General features: G+C 47.3%; 14 protein-coding genes and 1 pseudogene. 6 read left to right on the top strand and 9 right to left on the bottom strand.

What is annotated here, in order from left to right; all coding sequences use genetic code 11:
* Positions 1 to 159 precede the first annotated feature (159 nt).
* A complete protein-coding gene (gene ahpC, locus KI742_RS06200; RefSeq protein ID WP_005374632.1) occupies positions 160 to 717 on the bottom strand; it encodes an alkyl hydroperoxide reductase subunit C in 558 nt (185 codons plus the stop codon).
* A gap of 305 nt (positions 718 to 1,022) precedes the next feature.
* A complete protein-coding gene (locus KI742_RS06205) occupies positions 1,023 to 1,481 on the bottom strand; it encodes a MarR family winged helix-turn-helix transcriptional regulator (RefSeq protein WP_005374637.1) in 459 nt (152 codons plus the stop codon).
* Positions 1,482 to 1,618: 137 nt separating this feature from the next.
* On the opposite strand from KI742_RS06205, the gene KI742_RS06210 reads away from it, so the two are divergent.
* Positions 1,619 to 2,041 carry an organic hydroperoxide resistance protein gene (locus tag KI742_RS06210; RefSeq protein WP_005374640.1) on the top strand — a complete coding sequence of 141 codons (423 nt, stop codon included), beginning with the start codon at positions 1,619 to 1,621 and terminating at the stop codon, positions 2,039 to 2,041.
* 56 nt (positions 2,042 to 2,097) lie between these two features.
* Here KI742_RS06210 and KI742_RS06215 read toward each other — a convergent pair whose 3' ends face one another.
* Positions 2,098 to 2,997 carry a GyrI-like domain-containing protein gene (locus KI742_RS06215; protein ID WP_285385365.1) on the bottom strand — a complete coding sequence of 300 codons (900 nt, stop codon included), beginning with the start codon at positions 2,995 to 2,997 and terminating at the stop codon, positions 2,098 to 2,100.
* 184 nt (positions 2,998 to 3,181) lie between these two features.
* Here KI742_RS06215 and KI742_RS06225 point away from each other — a divergent pair.
* Positions 3,182 to 4,044: pseudogene (locus KI742_RS06225) on the top strand (helix-turn-helix domain-containing protein).
* A 91-nt stretch (positions 4,045 to 4,135) separates the two neighbouring features.
* The gene (locus KI742_RS06230) at positions 4,136 to 4,723 is read left to right on the top strand and encodes a GNAT family N-acetyltransferase (protein ID WP_180826811.1); all 588 of its coding nucleotides are present in this window, start codon (positions 4,136 to 4,138) and stop codon (positions 4,721 to 4,723) included.
* 96 nt (positions 4,724 to 4,819) lie between these two features.
* Here KI742_RS06230 and KI742_RS06235 read toward each other — a convergent pair whose 3' ends face one another.
* The 6 genes from KI742_RS06235 to KI742_RS06260 all read right to left on the bottom strand — a co-directional run bounded on the left by KI742_RS06235 (position 4,820) and on the right by KI742_RS06260 (position 10,982).
* Entirely contained in the window at positions 4,820 to 5,086 is a 267-nt protein-coding gene (locus KI742_RS06235; protein ID WP_285385360.1) for a DUF2999 family protein, read from the bottom strand.
* 79 nt (positions 5,087 to 5,165) lie between these two features.
* Positions 5,166 to 6,290 carry a lipocalin-like domain-containing protein gene (locus KI742_RS06240; protein ID WP_285385359.1) on the bottom strand — a complete coding sequence of 375 codons (1,125 nt, stop codon included), beginning with the start codon at positions 6,288 to 6,290 and terminating at the stop codon, positions 5,166 to 5,168.
* Entirely contained in the window at positions 6,290 to 8,815 is a 2,526-nt protein-coding gene (locus KI742_RS06245; RefSeq protein ID WP_285385357.1) for an ABC transporter permease, read from the bottom strand. The genes KI742_RS06240 and KI742_RS06245 overlap by 1 nt, the downstream gene beginning before the upstream one ends.
* Positions 8,802 to 9,512 (bottom strand): ABC transporter ATP-binding protein, encoded by a 711-nt coding sequence (locus KI742_RS06250; protein WP_130545675.1) that lies wholly within the window; start codon positions 9,510 to 9,512, stop codon positions 8,802 to 8,804. The genes KI742_RS06245 and KI742_RS06250 overlap by 14 nt, the downstream gene beginning before the upstream one ends.
* Before the next feature lie 226 nt (positions 9,513 to 9,738).
* Positions 9,739 to 9,984: a DUF3297 family protein gene (locus KI742_RS06255; protein ID WP_005383498.1), complete on the bottom strand. Its 246-nt coding sequence runs from the start codon at positions 9,982 to 9,984 to the stop codon at positions 9,739 to 9,741.
* 95 nt (positions 9,985 to 10,079) lie between these two features.
* On the bottom strand, positions 10,080 to 10,982 hold the full coding sequence (locus tag KI742_RS06260; protein WP_285385355.1) for a LysR family transcriptional regulator: 903 nt from the start codon (positions 10,980 to 10,982) through the stop codon (positions 10,080 to 10,082).
* Between the two features lie 105 nt (positions 10,983 to 11,087).
* Between KI742_RS06260 and KI742_RS06265 the strand changes: the two genes are divergently transcribed.
* From KI742_RS06265 to KI742_RS06275, 3 genes are read left to right on the top strand one after another with little or no spacing between them, the layout of a single operon-like run.
* The gene (locus KI742_RS06265; protein ID WP_285385354.1) at positions 11,088 to 12,035 is read left to right on the top strand and encodes an ankyrin repeat domain-containing protein; all 948 of its coding nucleotides are present in this window, start codon (positions 11,088 to 11,090) and stop codon (positions 12,033 to 12,035) included.
* The gene (locus KI742_RS06270) at positions 12,035 to 12,703 is read left to right on the top strand and encodes an NAD(P)H-dependent oxidoreductase (protein ID WP_285385353.1); all 669 of its coding nucleotides are present in this window, start codon (positions 12,035 to 12,037) and stop codon (positions 12,701 to 12,703) included. Before KI742_RS06265 ends, KI742_RS06270 begins: the two co-directional genes overlap by 1 nt.
* Positions 12,704 to 12,753: 50 nt before the next feature.
* Positions 12,754 to 13,056, top strand: coding sequence for a hypothetical protein (locus tag KI742_RS06275; protein WP_038894661.1), 303 nt, complete (start codon positions 12,754 to 12,756; stop codon positions 13,054 to 13,056).
* Positions 13,057 to 13,083 lie beyond the last annotated feature (27 nt).

The following is a 13,083-nucleotide window of genomic DNA, read 5'->3' on the forward strand; positions in this document are numbered from 1 at the left end:
TCAGATAGGTAATAAAAAGTGGTTACTGTAGATAAAACCTGAGGGTGAGAGAGCAAATCAGGCAGAAGGTCGTCAAGGTATCTAACCTGAAGTGCTCTCTAATTCAGTTCTAATCAGAAAAAGGAAATCGGAACTGATTAGAACTTAAATTTCAGTGGCTTAGATTTTGCCAACTAGGTCTAGTGATGGAGCTAGTGTCTCTTCACCTTCTTTCCATTTTGCTGGGCAAACTTCGCCTGGGTGTGCTGCTACGTATTGAGCTGCTTTCACTTTGCGTAGTAGGTCTTCTGCGTCACGACCGATACCTTCAGCAGTGATTTCCATTGCTTGGATAGTACCTTCTGGGTCGATTAGGAACGTTGCACGGTCTGCAAGACCTTGACCTTCACGCATCACACCGAAGTTGTTTGTGATGTTGCCTGTTTGGTCGCCAAGCATGTAGTACTGAATCTTACCGATTGTGTCTGAGCTGTCGTGCCATGCTTTATGAGTGAAGTGTGTGTCAGTTGATACTGAGTAAACTTCTACGCCACGTTTTTGTAGCTCTTCGTAGTGGTCTGCTAGGTCGCCCAGTTCTGTTGGACATACAAACGTAAAGTCTGCTGGGTAGAAGAAGAATACTGCCCATTTACCTAGAACGTCTTGTTCTGTTACTTCAACGAATTCACCGTTTTTGTACGCTGTAGCTGCAAATGGTTTGATTTGAGTATTAATCATAATTTACTTTCCTTTGAATGTTTTAAGCTGAGCTGTTGTTGCTTTCGGAAAGTATATTCTCATCGGAGTGTGTTTAAGGAAAATCGCTTGTAACTATCCTATTGATAGCCATTTCCTATTTCACTTGATAGGCATATCCGATGTAGATGAGTTTGCTTTGATAGGTTTTATTGAAGATGAAGGCAGATTAGCAATAGAGAATACCGATGATTACTTTGAGTAGATCGTCTAACTAAGATCGAAGGAGCCTGCATCTCGGCAGGCTCTTTCTAATAGGAAGTGGTGAAGCGGATGCTTCTATCTTGTTAGCTCAGATTATCGAGCACTTTGCCGCACAGCTTCTTCAGCATGATCATTTCATCCAGCTCTAATGTGATTTTACACATCATGGCATTTGGCACCGACTTAGCTTGTTCTTTAAGGTCACGACCTTGCTTGGTTAGGTTGAGTACGCGAACGCGTTCATCGGTTTCACTGCGACCACGCTCTACATAGCCTTTTGCTTCTAAGCGTTTAAGCAGCGGTGTGAGTGTGCCTGAGTCCAAATGCAGTTGTGACCCCAACTCTTTCACACTGGCACCATCTTTCTCCCACAACACCATCATCACTAAGTACTGCGAATAAGTCAGATCAAGCTCGTCCAGCAACGGGCGGTACGCTCGGATCACTGCATTTGCTGCGCTGTAGAGCGGGAAGCAGACTTGGTTTTCGAGTAAGAGTTTATCGTCGTCGGTCATGGTGTTGTCGGTGTAACACTGGCTCATTGGCGTTGCCTACCTGCTCACAGGGAAAGAGAGTCATAAAATAAATTGTGCACAATATAGTTGCAAACGATCTTTACTTCGATATAAGATTGCAAGCAATTAAATTGTGCGCAACTTAAATTAAGAAGGACACTCGCATGACTACTCTATACAAAACTCAAGCTACCGCTTTGGCTGGTCGTAATGGTCAAGTAAAAACTGATGACGGTCTTCTCGATCTAGAGCTGTCATACCCGAAGGAAATGGGCGGCACAGGCGCAGCAACTAACCCAGAACAGCTTTTTGCAGCGGGTTATTCGGCATGTTTTTCTAACGCGATTCTGCATGTAGCACGTGAAGGTAAAGTAAACCTGAAAAGTGCACCCGTAACAGCGGAAGTGGGCATTGGTCCGAACGATAACGGCGGCTTTGCATTAACAGTGAGCCTAGCGGTAGAGCTAGACATGCCACAAGAACAAGCGCTAGAGCTAACGCGCATTGCACACCAAGTTTGCCCATACTCAAACGCAGTTCGTGGCAACATTGATGTAGCAGTAACGGTAAACGGCGAAGCGATTTAAGCGGTTCTTACCACGTTACAAAGACAAGAAAGCCTGCAAGTACGCAGGCTTTTGGTTTATTTGATGGCGGTGCAGAAGCTAACGTCTGCATCGTGTGTTTGTGGGTCGAAGCGGTGGTAAAGCTCAAAGCAAGGACGGTCGTCGTTCTCAATACCAGATTCAATTACCTTGCTCATGACATCATCCCATGCTTTTGAGTATTGGCTCGGATCAGTAATGTGTTGGCGCATCACCGCATATTGACCGCCGGGGAAGTCTTGCCGCTCAATGCCTTTCGGAACTTCCGTGTCTTCTGGCACCATCAAGCAGATATCAGTACGGCACTTCTCGTCTGGCGTGATTTCAGGATTGTCATGGTAGATGAAGATGCAGGTATTGCCCGCCAAACCTTTCATTCCTGCCCATTGATACAGGCGACCTGATGGCTCTTCATAGCCTTGGCCGTAAGGGCCGTTTACGCGAATGTAAGCCAGTTTTGCTTTTTCAAAGTTTTGCGTTTCCATTGTCGTGCTCCATTTGGTGAGTTCAGAGCCAGTATATGAATCGCTTGGTGTTACTTCGTTTCCATTCTTGCGCAAAGTGTGTCCAATCTTGCTGTTTCGTGCTAATTCAGAAAATTGCTGATAGTTTTCGCAGTCACGAAAGGCCGTAGGTGTAACGCCATAATGTTGTTTGAAGGCTTTGGCTAAGCTCTGTGAGCTAGAAAATCCGTACTCTAGAGCAATGTTCAATACTGGTTGCTTGGATTTGAATAAGTCATCGGCGGCGGCTTCTAGACGTAAATGTCGAATGAAGTCGGCCAGTGTTTCGCCTTGCACGGCTTTGAAGGTACGATGAAAGTGATAAGGGGAAAGGTTCGCCAGCGCGGCTACTTCTGGCAGGTTGAGTGGTTCATTAAAGTGTTGTTCTAAAAAGCGAATCACAGGAATCAGTCGTTGGTGGTAGTCGACGCGCATCGAGGTATTTCCTTGTTCTTTTCAGCTTGTATTCTCTGCTCAAAGCCTACCGTAATCCAACAAGCTTGCAAGGGAACTAGGTGAGAAATGCGTGGCGAGATGAGCGTCAATCAGTCACACTCAACGAACAGATGTTGAAGCAAAAACGTCGCGCTTATTATCTTTACTAACCGCTAGGACAATCATGATAGCTTGGAAACAGTCTCTGCCAGAGTACGAATGGCTCATTCATCAAGTTTGGTACTTGGAAGTGCCAGAGGGTGAAGTCATTAACCCCAAGCCGCACCTTATTCCAAACCCGCGTGCTCATTTACTCTTTACGCCACCAGAGCAAGGCTACAGCTACGACACGGGAGACACTAAGCTTGCTGGCAAAGGCTGTCACTTATTAACGGCTAACGAACACTTGCTGTTGTTGGAAGATAGGGCACCCATCAAGCGTATTGGTATCACCTTTCGCCCAGAGGGTTGTATGCCATTGAATCACAGTTTAGTGATGCATCCCAAGTAGCTGCAATTAACCAATGCGAATGGTTTGATTGGCTCAACACGGCGTTTGATGAGCGCTTTCAACAGGGGTTATGGCAGCTAGAGTTGCAAGATTCACCGCAATGTTTGCTGAACTACATCAAACAACATCTAGCTGCGTTAGATATCGAACCTTGCCGCAGCAAACCGTTTTTGGCATCGCAAAAAGCGGTGGCCGTGATGGACGCTCAAGCACTACGCTCACCTGAACTAGCGATGGATATTGATGAGATAGCCAAACAGTGCGCCTGTTCTCGAAGAACGCTTGAGCGCAGTTTCAAGCAAGTGGTGGGGTTGAGCGTTAAGCAGTATCAACAAATGGCACGTCTGGAGCAGATGATTTTGACCCTCTACAAGCAACAAGAAGCGATTGATTGGGCGAGCTTCTCACAACAATTTGGTTTCAGTGACCAATCACATTTGATTCGTACCCTCAAACAGCAGCTAAGAAAAACGCCGAGCAAATACTTGAAAAAGCGCGACTTAACCATCGATATCTATGGCGACTTTGAGTCGTAATTCATTGCTAATCAGCCCGAAAGTTGTCGCAAAAATCCAATTTTTCTCTTATCCGCTGAGCTACTATTTTCAGCAGATAACGAGGTAACACATGTCATATCAAAAACTAAAACAAGGCGAAGCCATCCCATTTAACGAATCGTTGACTATCCAACTGATTCAAGGCTCTGATCTACAAGATATTATCGAGATGTTGAACGACGATAAGGTCAATCAGTATCTGTTCTTCGCACCTGCTGACAACAGCCTGTATGAGGGTTTCTTTGGCCCTATTATTGAAAATACGGCACAAGCGATCAAAGAGGGTGTTTGGCCAGATAGCCCAACGTTCGTGATTCGTGACCAACAAGGCCAGTACATGGGAATGTGTGCAGTGACCGCGGTGATGTTCTTAACTGGCAACTACGAAGTGGGTTATCAATTACCAACTTGTGCATGGGGTAAAGGCGTTGCGACTCGCGCTTGCCAAATGATGACCGAGATTGGCTTTACTGAGCTAAACGCGCATAAAGTCAGTGCCGATTGCTACGCTTCTAATGCTGGTTCTTACAAGACGTTAGAGAAAAATGGTTTTACTCAAGAAGGCCGTCAGAAAGACTACTACAAACTAGAGCAAGGCTTTGACGATAAACTTTACTACGGTATGACCGCAGAACAATTCGCGTCTTTAAATCGCTGATTATTAGCCGACAAAAAAGTAGCCAATAAAAAAGGCCGTTAACCCAAATGCTCGGGTTAACGGCCTTTTCTATATTCAGCGCTAAATGGCTAAGACTTAGTTGCCTTGGTTTTGGCTTTGAAGCTTCTCTTGTGCTTCTTCAACCTTTGAGAAATCCAATCCCAACTCGTCTACGGCTTCTTTGATTAGCGCAGGGTTTTGCATCACTTGCGCCATCAGCATTTGTAGCTTGTCTTGTGGCAAACCTAGTTGGCTGATGGTTGCCATTGCTGCGAGCGGGTTTTGCGTCAGAGTCTGGAAGATTTCGTTGATCTGTTCATCGCTGATGTTGTTCTCTTTCAGCAAGGCGATAATTGGGTTCATCATATTTCCTTTCAATCAGTGTATGACTTGGTTGCCAGTATTTGTTCTAGCAGAATAATTGGGGCTCCCGCGCAATATTTCAATACCCTGTTAGCTCCATGTAACCCGTCCCAGAATGAGAGCCATCAATACGCACCGGGCCTTCCCAATAAGGCACAGAAAGGGGCATTTTTGCGTTCGGGTTGAGTGCAGAAACCGTAAGCTCAACTTGCTGGTTAGGAATCGACACTTGCCACTCGGTTGGATAATTGCGACCTTGGATTTCTGTTTGCTTAGTCGCCTTTAACTGAATGTATTTTTGAGAAATGGCGATGCCAGAACCATCTTGTTGCATCAGCCTTGCGCTGGAGTAACTGGCTGCTCCGGTTTTGGAATCCCGCAATTGGAACACCACCAAGCTGGTGTCGTCATTCAACCTTAGGGCAAACCAGTCCCAGCCTTGTTGTGAGTCGAGTAAGAATTGCGAGCTCCACTCTCGGTCTATCCAGCCTTTGCCCGACACTTGATGGGTTTTGCCGTCGATGGTGACTTCACCGGAGACATCAATAAACGGTTGGCTGTAGTAATACGAAGCCACCTGACCATCGGCGCTTTTGGTGCTGTAACCTTGCTCGCCTTGCTTTTGATAAGGCGCAGTGCTGGTAAGCGTCAGCGAATAGCCAAACTGTTCGGAGTTTGCATTCAATGTGGCAGTGAAGAGATCGGTGGTTGAAGAAGTCCACTGCCAATCATCGAGGTAAACCCGAAATGGTGAAGAATCAACGCCTGCGAGAGAGGCTTGATCGCGCGACCATTTTTCATCGGCGTAGTGTTTGTCTGCGGTCGTGACTGCGCTGTGCGCCATGTAGATTTGTTGAGCTTGCCACTCGGTTTTCTTCACGTCATCTTCGTCCTTTGGCGGCGCAGCAGCAAAGCGAAATTGTGTCCACTGGACGCCAAGTGGGTTGCCGTCTGCATCGATTAAGTTGGCGGTTAAATACCACCATTCATGACGAAAATTCGGGTGCGCTTGATGATCGGTGGGGAAGGTGAGTTCAATCCCTTTTTCTACGGGTGTGAATAGTTTGCTCTCGCTTTGCGTATCTCCGCTTCCCAGCAACGTGCCCATATTTTGCGTGCCCATATTTTTTTGTTGGGCATCTTCACAACCGAACAGGAATAAGCTGCTTATGAGTAGAGCAAGTTTGCTTGCTAATCGAACCATCACAACACCTCGCTTTGCAAACTGGATACGACAGGCTTGCTGACCAATCGCCACAGCGGAATCAAGGTTGCAATCACCGCCACCAAGATGGTGATTGCCGCAATGCTCAGCGCGTCACTCCAATTCCAAAGATAATTTAAGCTCCAACCAAAAGCGCGTAAGGTGACGATGTCTGTCAGTACGTAACCCACTATGGCTCCGAGGGGCAGGGCGATAACCAGAGTAAAACTGACCAAAGCGACGATCTGTCCGACCACCATGGTCATTAATTTACGACGACTAACGCCAAGTGCGTACAGCCTTGCAATGGCGGCTTTGCGCGCGTCGAGCAACATGAAGCAAGCACTGAACAAACCAATCACCGCGACCATCAACGTCACGCCGTTGAGCGCGCGTGTAATGGCGAAGGTCTGCGAGAATATATCCAACGCGATGGATTTGATTTGCGCCTGATCGTAGAGCTGACTTGGGTGCAGATTCAATTGCTCGCGCAGTTGGTCGTACACGATTTGTGGGTCACCAGATACTTTAATGCCAAGGCTTGTCGGCAAGTCCGTAAAGTCGCTCTCTTGCCATAGCTTTGGTGCTAATAAGACTTCACCGTTAGGTGAGCCGTAATCATGGAATACCGCACCCACAAGTGGGTTCTTATTTGGAACGGCATCAAGCGTGAGCTCGCTACCCAGTGATAAACCCAGTTTGACCGCGGTTGGCTCACTGATAGCGACTAACTCACCTTGGTAAAAGCGTGGCCAGAAGTTCTCCAAATGCGATTTGAAAACCATGGTTTGCTCTAAGGTGTCTTTGTCTTTGGTGCCAAGCAAAATCGGTAAGCCTTGCAGATTATCGTCGACGTAGTATTGCTTGTAGACGGTCTCAACCTTGTCGAACTGCCCCAACGCGCGCTCTACATCAGCGATTTCTCCTTGGGCAGGGCTGACGTAAATATCGGCGTGCAGCCTTTGTTCTAACCACTGTTTTAGGGTGGATTCAAAGCTACCAACTAGCGTGTTCATGCCCATATTGGCTGTAACGGCGAGCAGCAGTGCCATCATGGCGAGAGAAAGCGGAGAAATCAGCTCGCGTAGCTCAGCAAACAGATACTGCATCAAACCAGAACTGGTGCGCTTTTCACACCAATTGGCTAACACGCTGAGTGCTTTGGGTAGGTACAAAGGAATCGACACCACAAGCACGCCGAGCCACGCCATGGTGAAGCGGTGATGCTCACTCAGCCATAACCCTGCGAGTGCGAGAGTCGTCAACGCAGCACCTATCACGAACAATTGGTTTTCGTTAGAGGCTTCCGGCGCTTGATAAAATCCACCATGAGAGGAAAGCGGCTGACGTACTCGCTGTTTAAAGTGCTGCCAACATGCTAATAGGGTGGCGGCTAACGTGAGCAGCAGCGCTTGCGCCCACCATTGCCACTGCCAAGTGCCGGGCAGAAGTGTCGCGCCATAAAGCTGTTCTAGAGTCAGTGCCACGGTCGGGTGTAACCAATGGCTGAGCTGCATGCCCAATACAAAACCGAGGGAAGCGCCGATGGTAACGAGAAGAGTGAGTTCAACTAACAGTGCAGAGAACACAATGCTCGGTGCAACACCTGCCTGTTGGATTTGTACTAACAGACGATTGCGTTTCAGCAAGCTGTATTTTACGCCGTTGTAGGCAATGAACAGCCCAACTAAAAAGGCGAGTAAACTCATTGCGGTGAGATTGAGGTGAAAGCTGTCGGTCAGTGAGCCAAGGTCAGTGCTTTGATTATTGGCAATCCATTGCCCTTGATCGCCAATCAGGTTCTGCCATTTTGCTTGCGTGTTTTTATTCCCTTTATCACCTGACTGGAAAACCGCAATGTAGCTGAGCTGTCCTTGTTTATTGAGCAGTTGCTGCGCAAAACCAATGTCCATCAACATTCGGCTACCTAACTGCCATTCGTCAGGTAGCACCACCACTTGGGTTGGAATGTCGTCCAGAGTTAGGGTTTCTACCTCCCCTAAGTTTTGATGTTGAGATTGGCTCATCATCACGATCGGCTTGCCGGCTAAAAGCTCAGGCAAAGGTAAAGCACTGTCGAACAAAGACACGTTCTGCTGGTTTTCTGCTGACTTTCCGTTTGCAGAATACCGAGAACGCGAAGAGATGGCGGCAATCAACTCGCTACCTTGCACTGACCAGCGACGCCCTTGTTCGTCTCTCACTCGCCCTTCGATTACAGGTAGCGCTGCACTGAGTCCGTTTTGTCTAAGGGTGAAGTAGAGCGATTCAGGCAGGTAGTTTTGCCCTGCTGGTGGAATAATTAAGTTCTGAGCTTGTGCGCTGAGCTGCTCGGTAGACTCAGCATAACTGCGCTTGGCATTGAGGTTGATGGCTTGCACCGCAACAAACAAGGTCACGGCCAGCACGATACCGATCAGAATTGCGGCGGCTTGCAGTGGCGCCTGCCGATAGTGCGCTGCAAACAGATTCAGGGCGAGTCGAGTATGAGTGAATCTGTTGTTTGATGGCTTAGTTTGCTTCATGGTGAAGCTCATGTTTGTTTACTTGATGGCTGTTCTGTAGCTGACTGTTATCCAATCGCAGCCGTGCTTTCATAAATTCAGCGCATTCATGGCTGTGGGTCACCAAGAGCACGGCGGTATTGCCTTGGGTGGTGATTTCACTCAGCAGTTTCATCACTTCTAACCCTGCTTTTTGGTCAAGGTTACCTGTGGGTTCATCAGCAAGTAGCAGTTTAGGTTTGTGTGCTAAGGCGCGCGCAATAGCGACTCGTTGTTGTTGACCACCGGAAAGGGTAGAAACATGTCTATCGAGCAGTTGGCTGATGCCCAGAGTCTCGACCAAATAATCGCACCAGTCGTTCCATTTCTGCTGATTCAAATGCAGAGGGAAGGCGATGTTTTGCTGCACGTTGAGCGGCGTTAATAGATTGAATTGCTGAAAGATAACACCGAGTTTTTGGTGTCGAAATTGGCTCCATTGTGGGTCTTTCCAAGCCGCTGTGTTATCGCCATCTAACCACAACTCACCTTCGGAAAGTGGCTCAAAGCCAGCGATGACATTGAGTAAAGTACTTTTGCCGCTGCCACTTGCGCCTGTCAGGGCAACACTCGCTCCTGTGTTCAACGTAAAGTCGACGCCTTCTAACACTCGATGTGTCTCTTTGCCATCAACAAAGCTTTTGCTGGCGTGTTTGAGTGTAACAAGTGGGCTTTCCATTTCCTCTCCGTGTATTCAAAAGGTGTCGTTTCTTTTGGCAATCGCTGTTGCAGTTCGTTCTTTAGAAACTTTAGACAACAATTAGATAAAAACAGCGATTTACATCGATTTCTTAATAACTTGTACTGAAAATAAGAGGGAAGAGATTAAATGAGGAAGGGATATGACAGGCATTAAAAAAGCCCGAGTCAAACTCGAGCTTTCAAAGATATTCAGCGTGGTCAGCTTACACGTAGTACGCTTCAACTTCGCCTTTAAGTTTGATTAGCATTGGGTTACCGAAACGGTCTTTTGCTTTAGGAGAAGCAATTTTCACCCAACCTTCGCTCACGCAGTATTCTTCTACGTCTGTGCGCTCTTTGCCGTTGAAACGGATACCGATTTGGTGATCGAAACATTCTTTGATGAAGAATGGGCTACGTGGGTTACCCGCTAGGCGATCTGGTAGAGCTGGTTTAGCTGTATCTGTCATGTTTGTGACCTTGAAGTCATTAAAAAAAGTGCGCCATTGTAGTCAGTGCAAGGCGAGTGTTCAAGGATTCTCATCGCGTTTAATGACATCCTTCCTTAGGCAACACGGTGTATGTTTTCGATCAAGTAGTCAATAAGCAAACGAACTCGATTGGGTAAGTACTGCCTTGAAGAATAATAGACCCAAATGGTGGCAGGTTCTCCCCAATAAGGCTGCAAGATAGGGACGATGGTCCGCTGGCGCAATTCCTCTTTAAATAACCAGCTGCCTAGCATGGTGATCCCTGCTCCCGCCAGCGCGGCTTGTTTTGCTGCGGCGAAGTTATTCATGATCAGCTTACCACTGGGCTCATAGAGCTTTGCGTTGCCCCCTTCGTTGATTCGCCAGTAATGGAAACGTCCAGTTGTGAGTGAGCGAATAGGTAAACACTTGTGGTGGCTTAACGCCTCTATGCTCTTTGGCTCTCCGTACTTTTGCAAATAATCTGGAGAGGCATAGATACCGACATCTTGAGTAAGCAAAGGACGAGCAATCAAGCGTGAATCTTGGTTTATGGCTGTGCCAATACCGAGGTCAAAACCATGCTCAACCAAATCAACATTCCTATCATCAAAATGCAGCTCACAGGTCACGTCTGGGTAGATTTCCATGAATTCGATTACCAGTGGCAAGATATGTTCTCGCCCTATTGAGCTTGCGGGTAGATTCACTTTTACTGTTCCGCCGGAACTTTGCTCAGTATCGGAAAGCTGTGTAATGGTGCTTTGAATCGCTTCCAAAGAAGGGGTTAACTCATCGAAAAGTTGTTGGCCTGTTTGCGTCAAACTCAATGAGTGAGATGAGCGAAAAAACAGTTTCACTTGCCACTCATCTTCGAGCTTGGTGATCGCTTTACTGACCGCCGGTGCGGAGATCCCCAGCGCTCGGGCTGCTTTGGCAAAGCTGCCGTTTTTTGCGACTTGAATGAAGATAGGAAGTTGGGATGGAAGTGATTTCATTAACTTTTACTCATCTTAAGAGTAACCATTTGCAATCTACAGGTTAATGAAATTTTGTTCAATACTATCCCCATTGAAGCAAAGCGCAGCAGCAACGGGGTCATCATGAACTTACCAGCGTTACATCAAAGTATTGTCGATAATCACTATGAGCAGTTTGTTGGATTGATTGAGCAGGGGGCAGACGTAAACCAACTCGATCCTGTGGTGGGGAACGCACCACTGCACATTGCCGCGCAACAAAGCTCAACGCAGTGGGTAAGCAAGTTGTTGGAATCGGGCGCGTTTATCAATCTTCAAACACCAAAGCATGGCGTGACACCTTTGATGGTGGCGGTTTGGCATCGTAAACCAGACATAGTTAAAGTGCTGCTCGCGCAAACAGATGTGAACATCGAGATTGTCTCTACCTTCGGAGCAAAAGCTGCCCAACTCGTCGACTTTGGCGCGAGCCGAGGTGATGTTTTTGGTCAGCAACAAGCCAAAGACATGGGGGACATATTTGCCGACTACCAACGAACATTCGCAGCGAAACAAGCCCAATTGTCTGCTTATCAAGTAGTGACAGACGTGCAATCTAGCGATGAGCAAATGGCAGCGGCGCTTGACGCTTTACAGGATTGGTCGACACTCAATGTAGCATCACCAGTCAATGCATCGGGAAATGACGAACACACGGCAGTAATGGTTGCCGCACGTGATGGCCATACCCAGAGCTTACGTATATTGATGGAAAAAGGGGGTGACCAAACCATTCCCGATCATTACATGAAGGCGATCCCACTGCATAAAGCTGCCTACAACGGTCGTGCTGATGTGATTCGAGTGTTGGCTAACTACGCTGGATTCCATGAAACGTTAAACGCACAGGGGCCAAATAACGGCTACACCCCTTTGCATGACGCGGTTTGGCACGGACACACTGATGCGGCGAAAGCCCTTATTGAAGCGGGAGCAGAGTTGGCATTAAAAGGCTTTGACGGCAAAACACCACTCGAGCTCGCGAAAGAATACCACTACGCCGAGATTGTTGAATTATTGGAGAACAAATAATGAATGTACTTGTTGTTTATTGGCATCCAGAACCTAAGAGCTTTAACGGCGCAATGTTCCAAACAGCAATTGAAGTGTTAGAAGATGCAGGACATAAGGTCAAAACATCGGACTTACACGCGATGAACTTTGATCCTGTTTCGGGTCGCCATAACTTCACGACGACCAACGATCCGGAGTTCTTCAAACAGCAGTTAGAAGAGATGTACGCGACCGATAACGATGGTTTCGCCCCCGAGATTGAGACTGAAATTCAAAAGCTCGAATGGTGTGATCTGGTGATCTTCCAATTCCCACTTTGGTGGTTTGGGATGCCAGCCATGCTCAAAGGTTGGGTTGATCGCGTGTTTGCAATGGGGCGCACCTATGGCGGCGGTCGCTTCTATGAAAATGGCGTTTACAAAGGCAAAAAAGCCATGGTCAGTGTCACCATGGGGGGCCCAGAAGAGTTGTATGTTAAAGACGGTTGGAATGGTGATTTAGATGCGATTCTTCGCCCAATTCATCGCGGTGTGTTTGAGTTCAATGGTTTCTCTGTGCTTGAACCGCATAAGGTGTTTGGCCCAGCAAGAAAAACGGAAGACGAACGCAAAGCTGAGTTAGACAATTACGCGCAGCGACTCACGTCTATCTTTAAAGAACCTTCGATCAAGATTGGTCAGTACTAATTCCTTCTGCACAAGGAAGTCGGCTTTTTCAACTTAGTTGGGAGTCCACTATGAACTCAGAAAAAACACATCAAACCCTGATCATGTGGGGTGCGAATAAGAACCAAATCGCCAAGATTTTACCAAGCGATATGGACGAACAAGAAGCGCTGCAACGTGAGCAGCATATCTTGGCAATTGAAGAGTGTTTGCAGCTACTTTTTCGTCAACCAGAAGCACGCAAAACCTTTATGAACAGCGCAAGCAAAAGCGTGTTCTTTGAAGGCAGAAAGCCATTAGAAGTGATCGCATCTGGCAGTCTTGACGACTTAGCAGAAGCACACCGAATCATTCGTAGTATGTTGTGTATCTAATCTGGCCTGAAGGTTTGTATTATCGCT

It is taken from the genome of Vibrio sp. D417a, from assembly GCF_030248595.1.
Taxonomy (GTDB): Bacteria; Pseudomonadota; Gammaproteobacteria; order Enterobacterales; family Vibrionaceae; genus Vibrio; species Vibrio alginolyticus.

What these genes read in the sequence shown, in the direction of transcription:
- ahpC (WP_005374632.1), bottom strand. Translation starts at nt 717, where the DNA reads ATGATTAATACTCAAATCAAACCATTTGCAGCTACAGCGTACAAAAAC.
- KI742_RS06205 (WP_005374637.1), bottom strand. Translation starts at nt 1,481, where the DNA reads ATGAGCCAGTGTTACACCGACAACACCATGACCGACGACGATAAACTC.
- KI742_RS06210 (WP_005374640.1), top strand. Translation starts at nt 1,619, where the DNA reads ATGACTACTCTATACAAAACTCAAGCTACCGCTTTGGCTGGTCGTAAT.
- KI742_RS06215 (WP_285385365.1), bottom strand. Translation starts at nt 2,997, where the DNA reads ATGCGCGTCGACTACCACCAACGACTGATTCCTGTGATTCGCTTTTTA.
- KI742_RS06230 (WP_180826811.1), top strand. Translation starts at nt 4,136, where the DNA reads ATGTCATATCAAAAACTAAAACAAGGCGAAGCCATCCCATTTAACGAA.
- KI742_RS06235 (WP_285385360.1), bottom strand. Translation starts at nt 5,086, where the DNA reads ATGAACCCAATTATCGCCTTGCTGAAAGAGAACAACATCAGCGATGAA.
- KI742_RS06240 (WP_285385359.1), bottom strand. Translation starts at nt 6,290, where the DNA reads ATGGTTCGATTAGCAAGCAAACTTGCTCTACTCATAAGCAGCTTATTC.
- KI742_RS06245 (WP_285385357.1), bottom strand. Translation starts at nt 8,815, where the DNA reads ATGAAGCAAACTAAGCCATCAAACAACAGATTCACTCATACTCGACTC.
- KI742_RS06250 (WP_130545675.1), bottom strand. Translation starts at nt 9,512, where the DNA reads ATGGAAAGCCCACTTGTTACACTCAAACACGCCAGCAAAAGCTTTGTT.
- KI742_RS06255 (WP_005383498.1), bottom strand. Translation starts at nt 9,984, where the DNA reads ATGACAGATACAGCTAAACCAGCTCTACCAGATCGCCTAGCGGGTAAC.
- KI742_RS06260 (WP_285385355.1), bottom strand. Translation starts at nt 10,982, where the DNA reads ATGAAATCACTTCCATCCCAACTTCCTATCTTCATTCAAGTCGCAAAA.
- KI742_RS06265 (WP_285385354.1), top strand. Translation starts at nt 11,088, where the DNA reads ATGAACTTACCAGCGTTACATCAAAGTATTGTCGATAATCACTATGAG.
- KI742_RS06270 (WP_285385353.1), top strand. Translation starts at nt 12,035, where the DNA reads ATGAATGTACTTGTTGTTTATTGGCATCCAGAACCTAAGAGCTTTAAC.
- KI742_RS06275 (WP_038894661.1), top strand. Translation starts at nt 12,754, where the DNA reads ATGAACTCAGAAAAAACACATCAAACCCTGATCATGTGGGGTGCGAAT.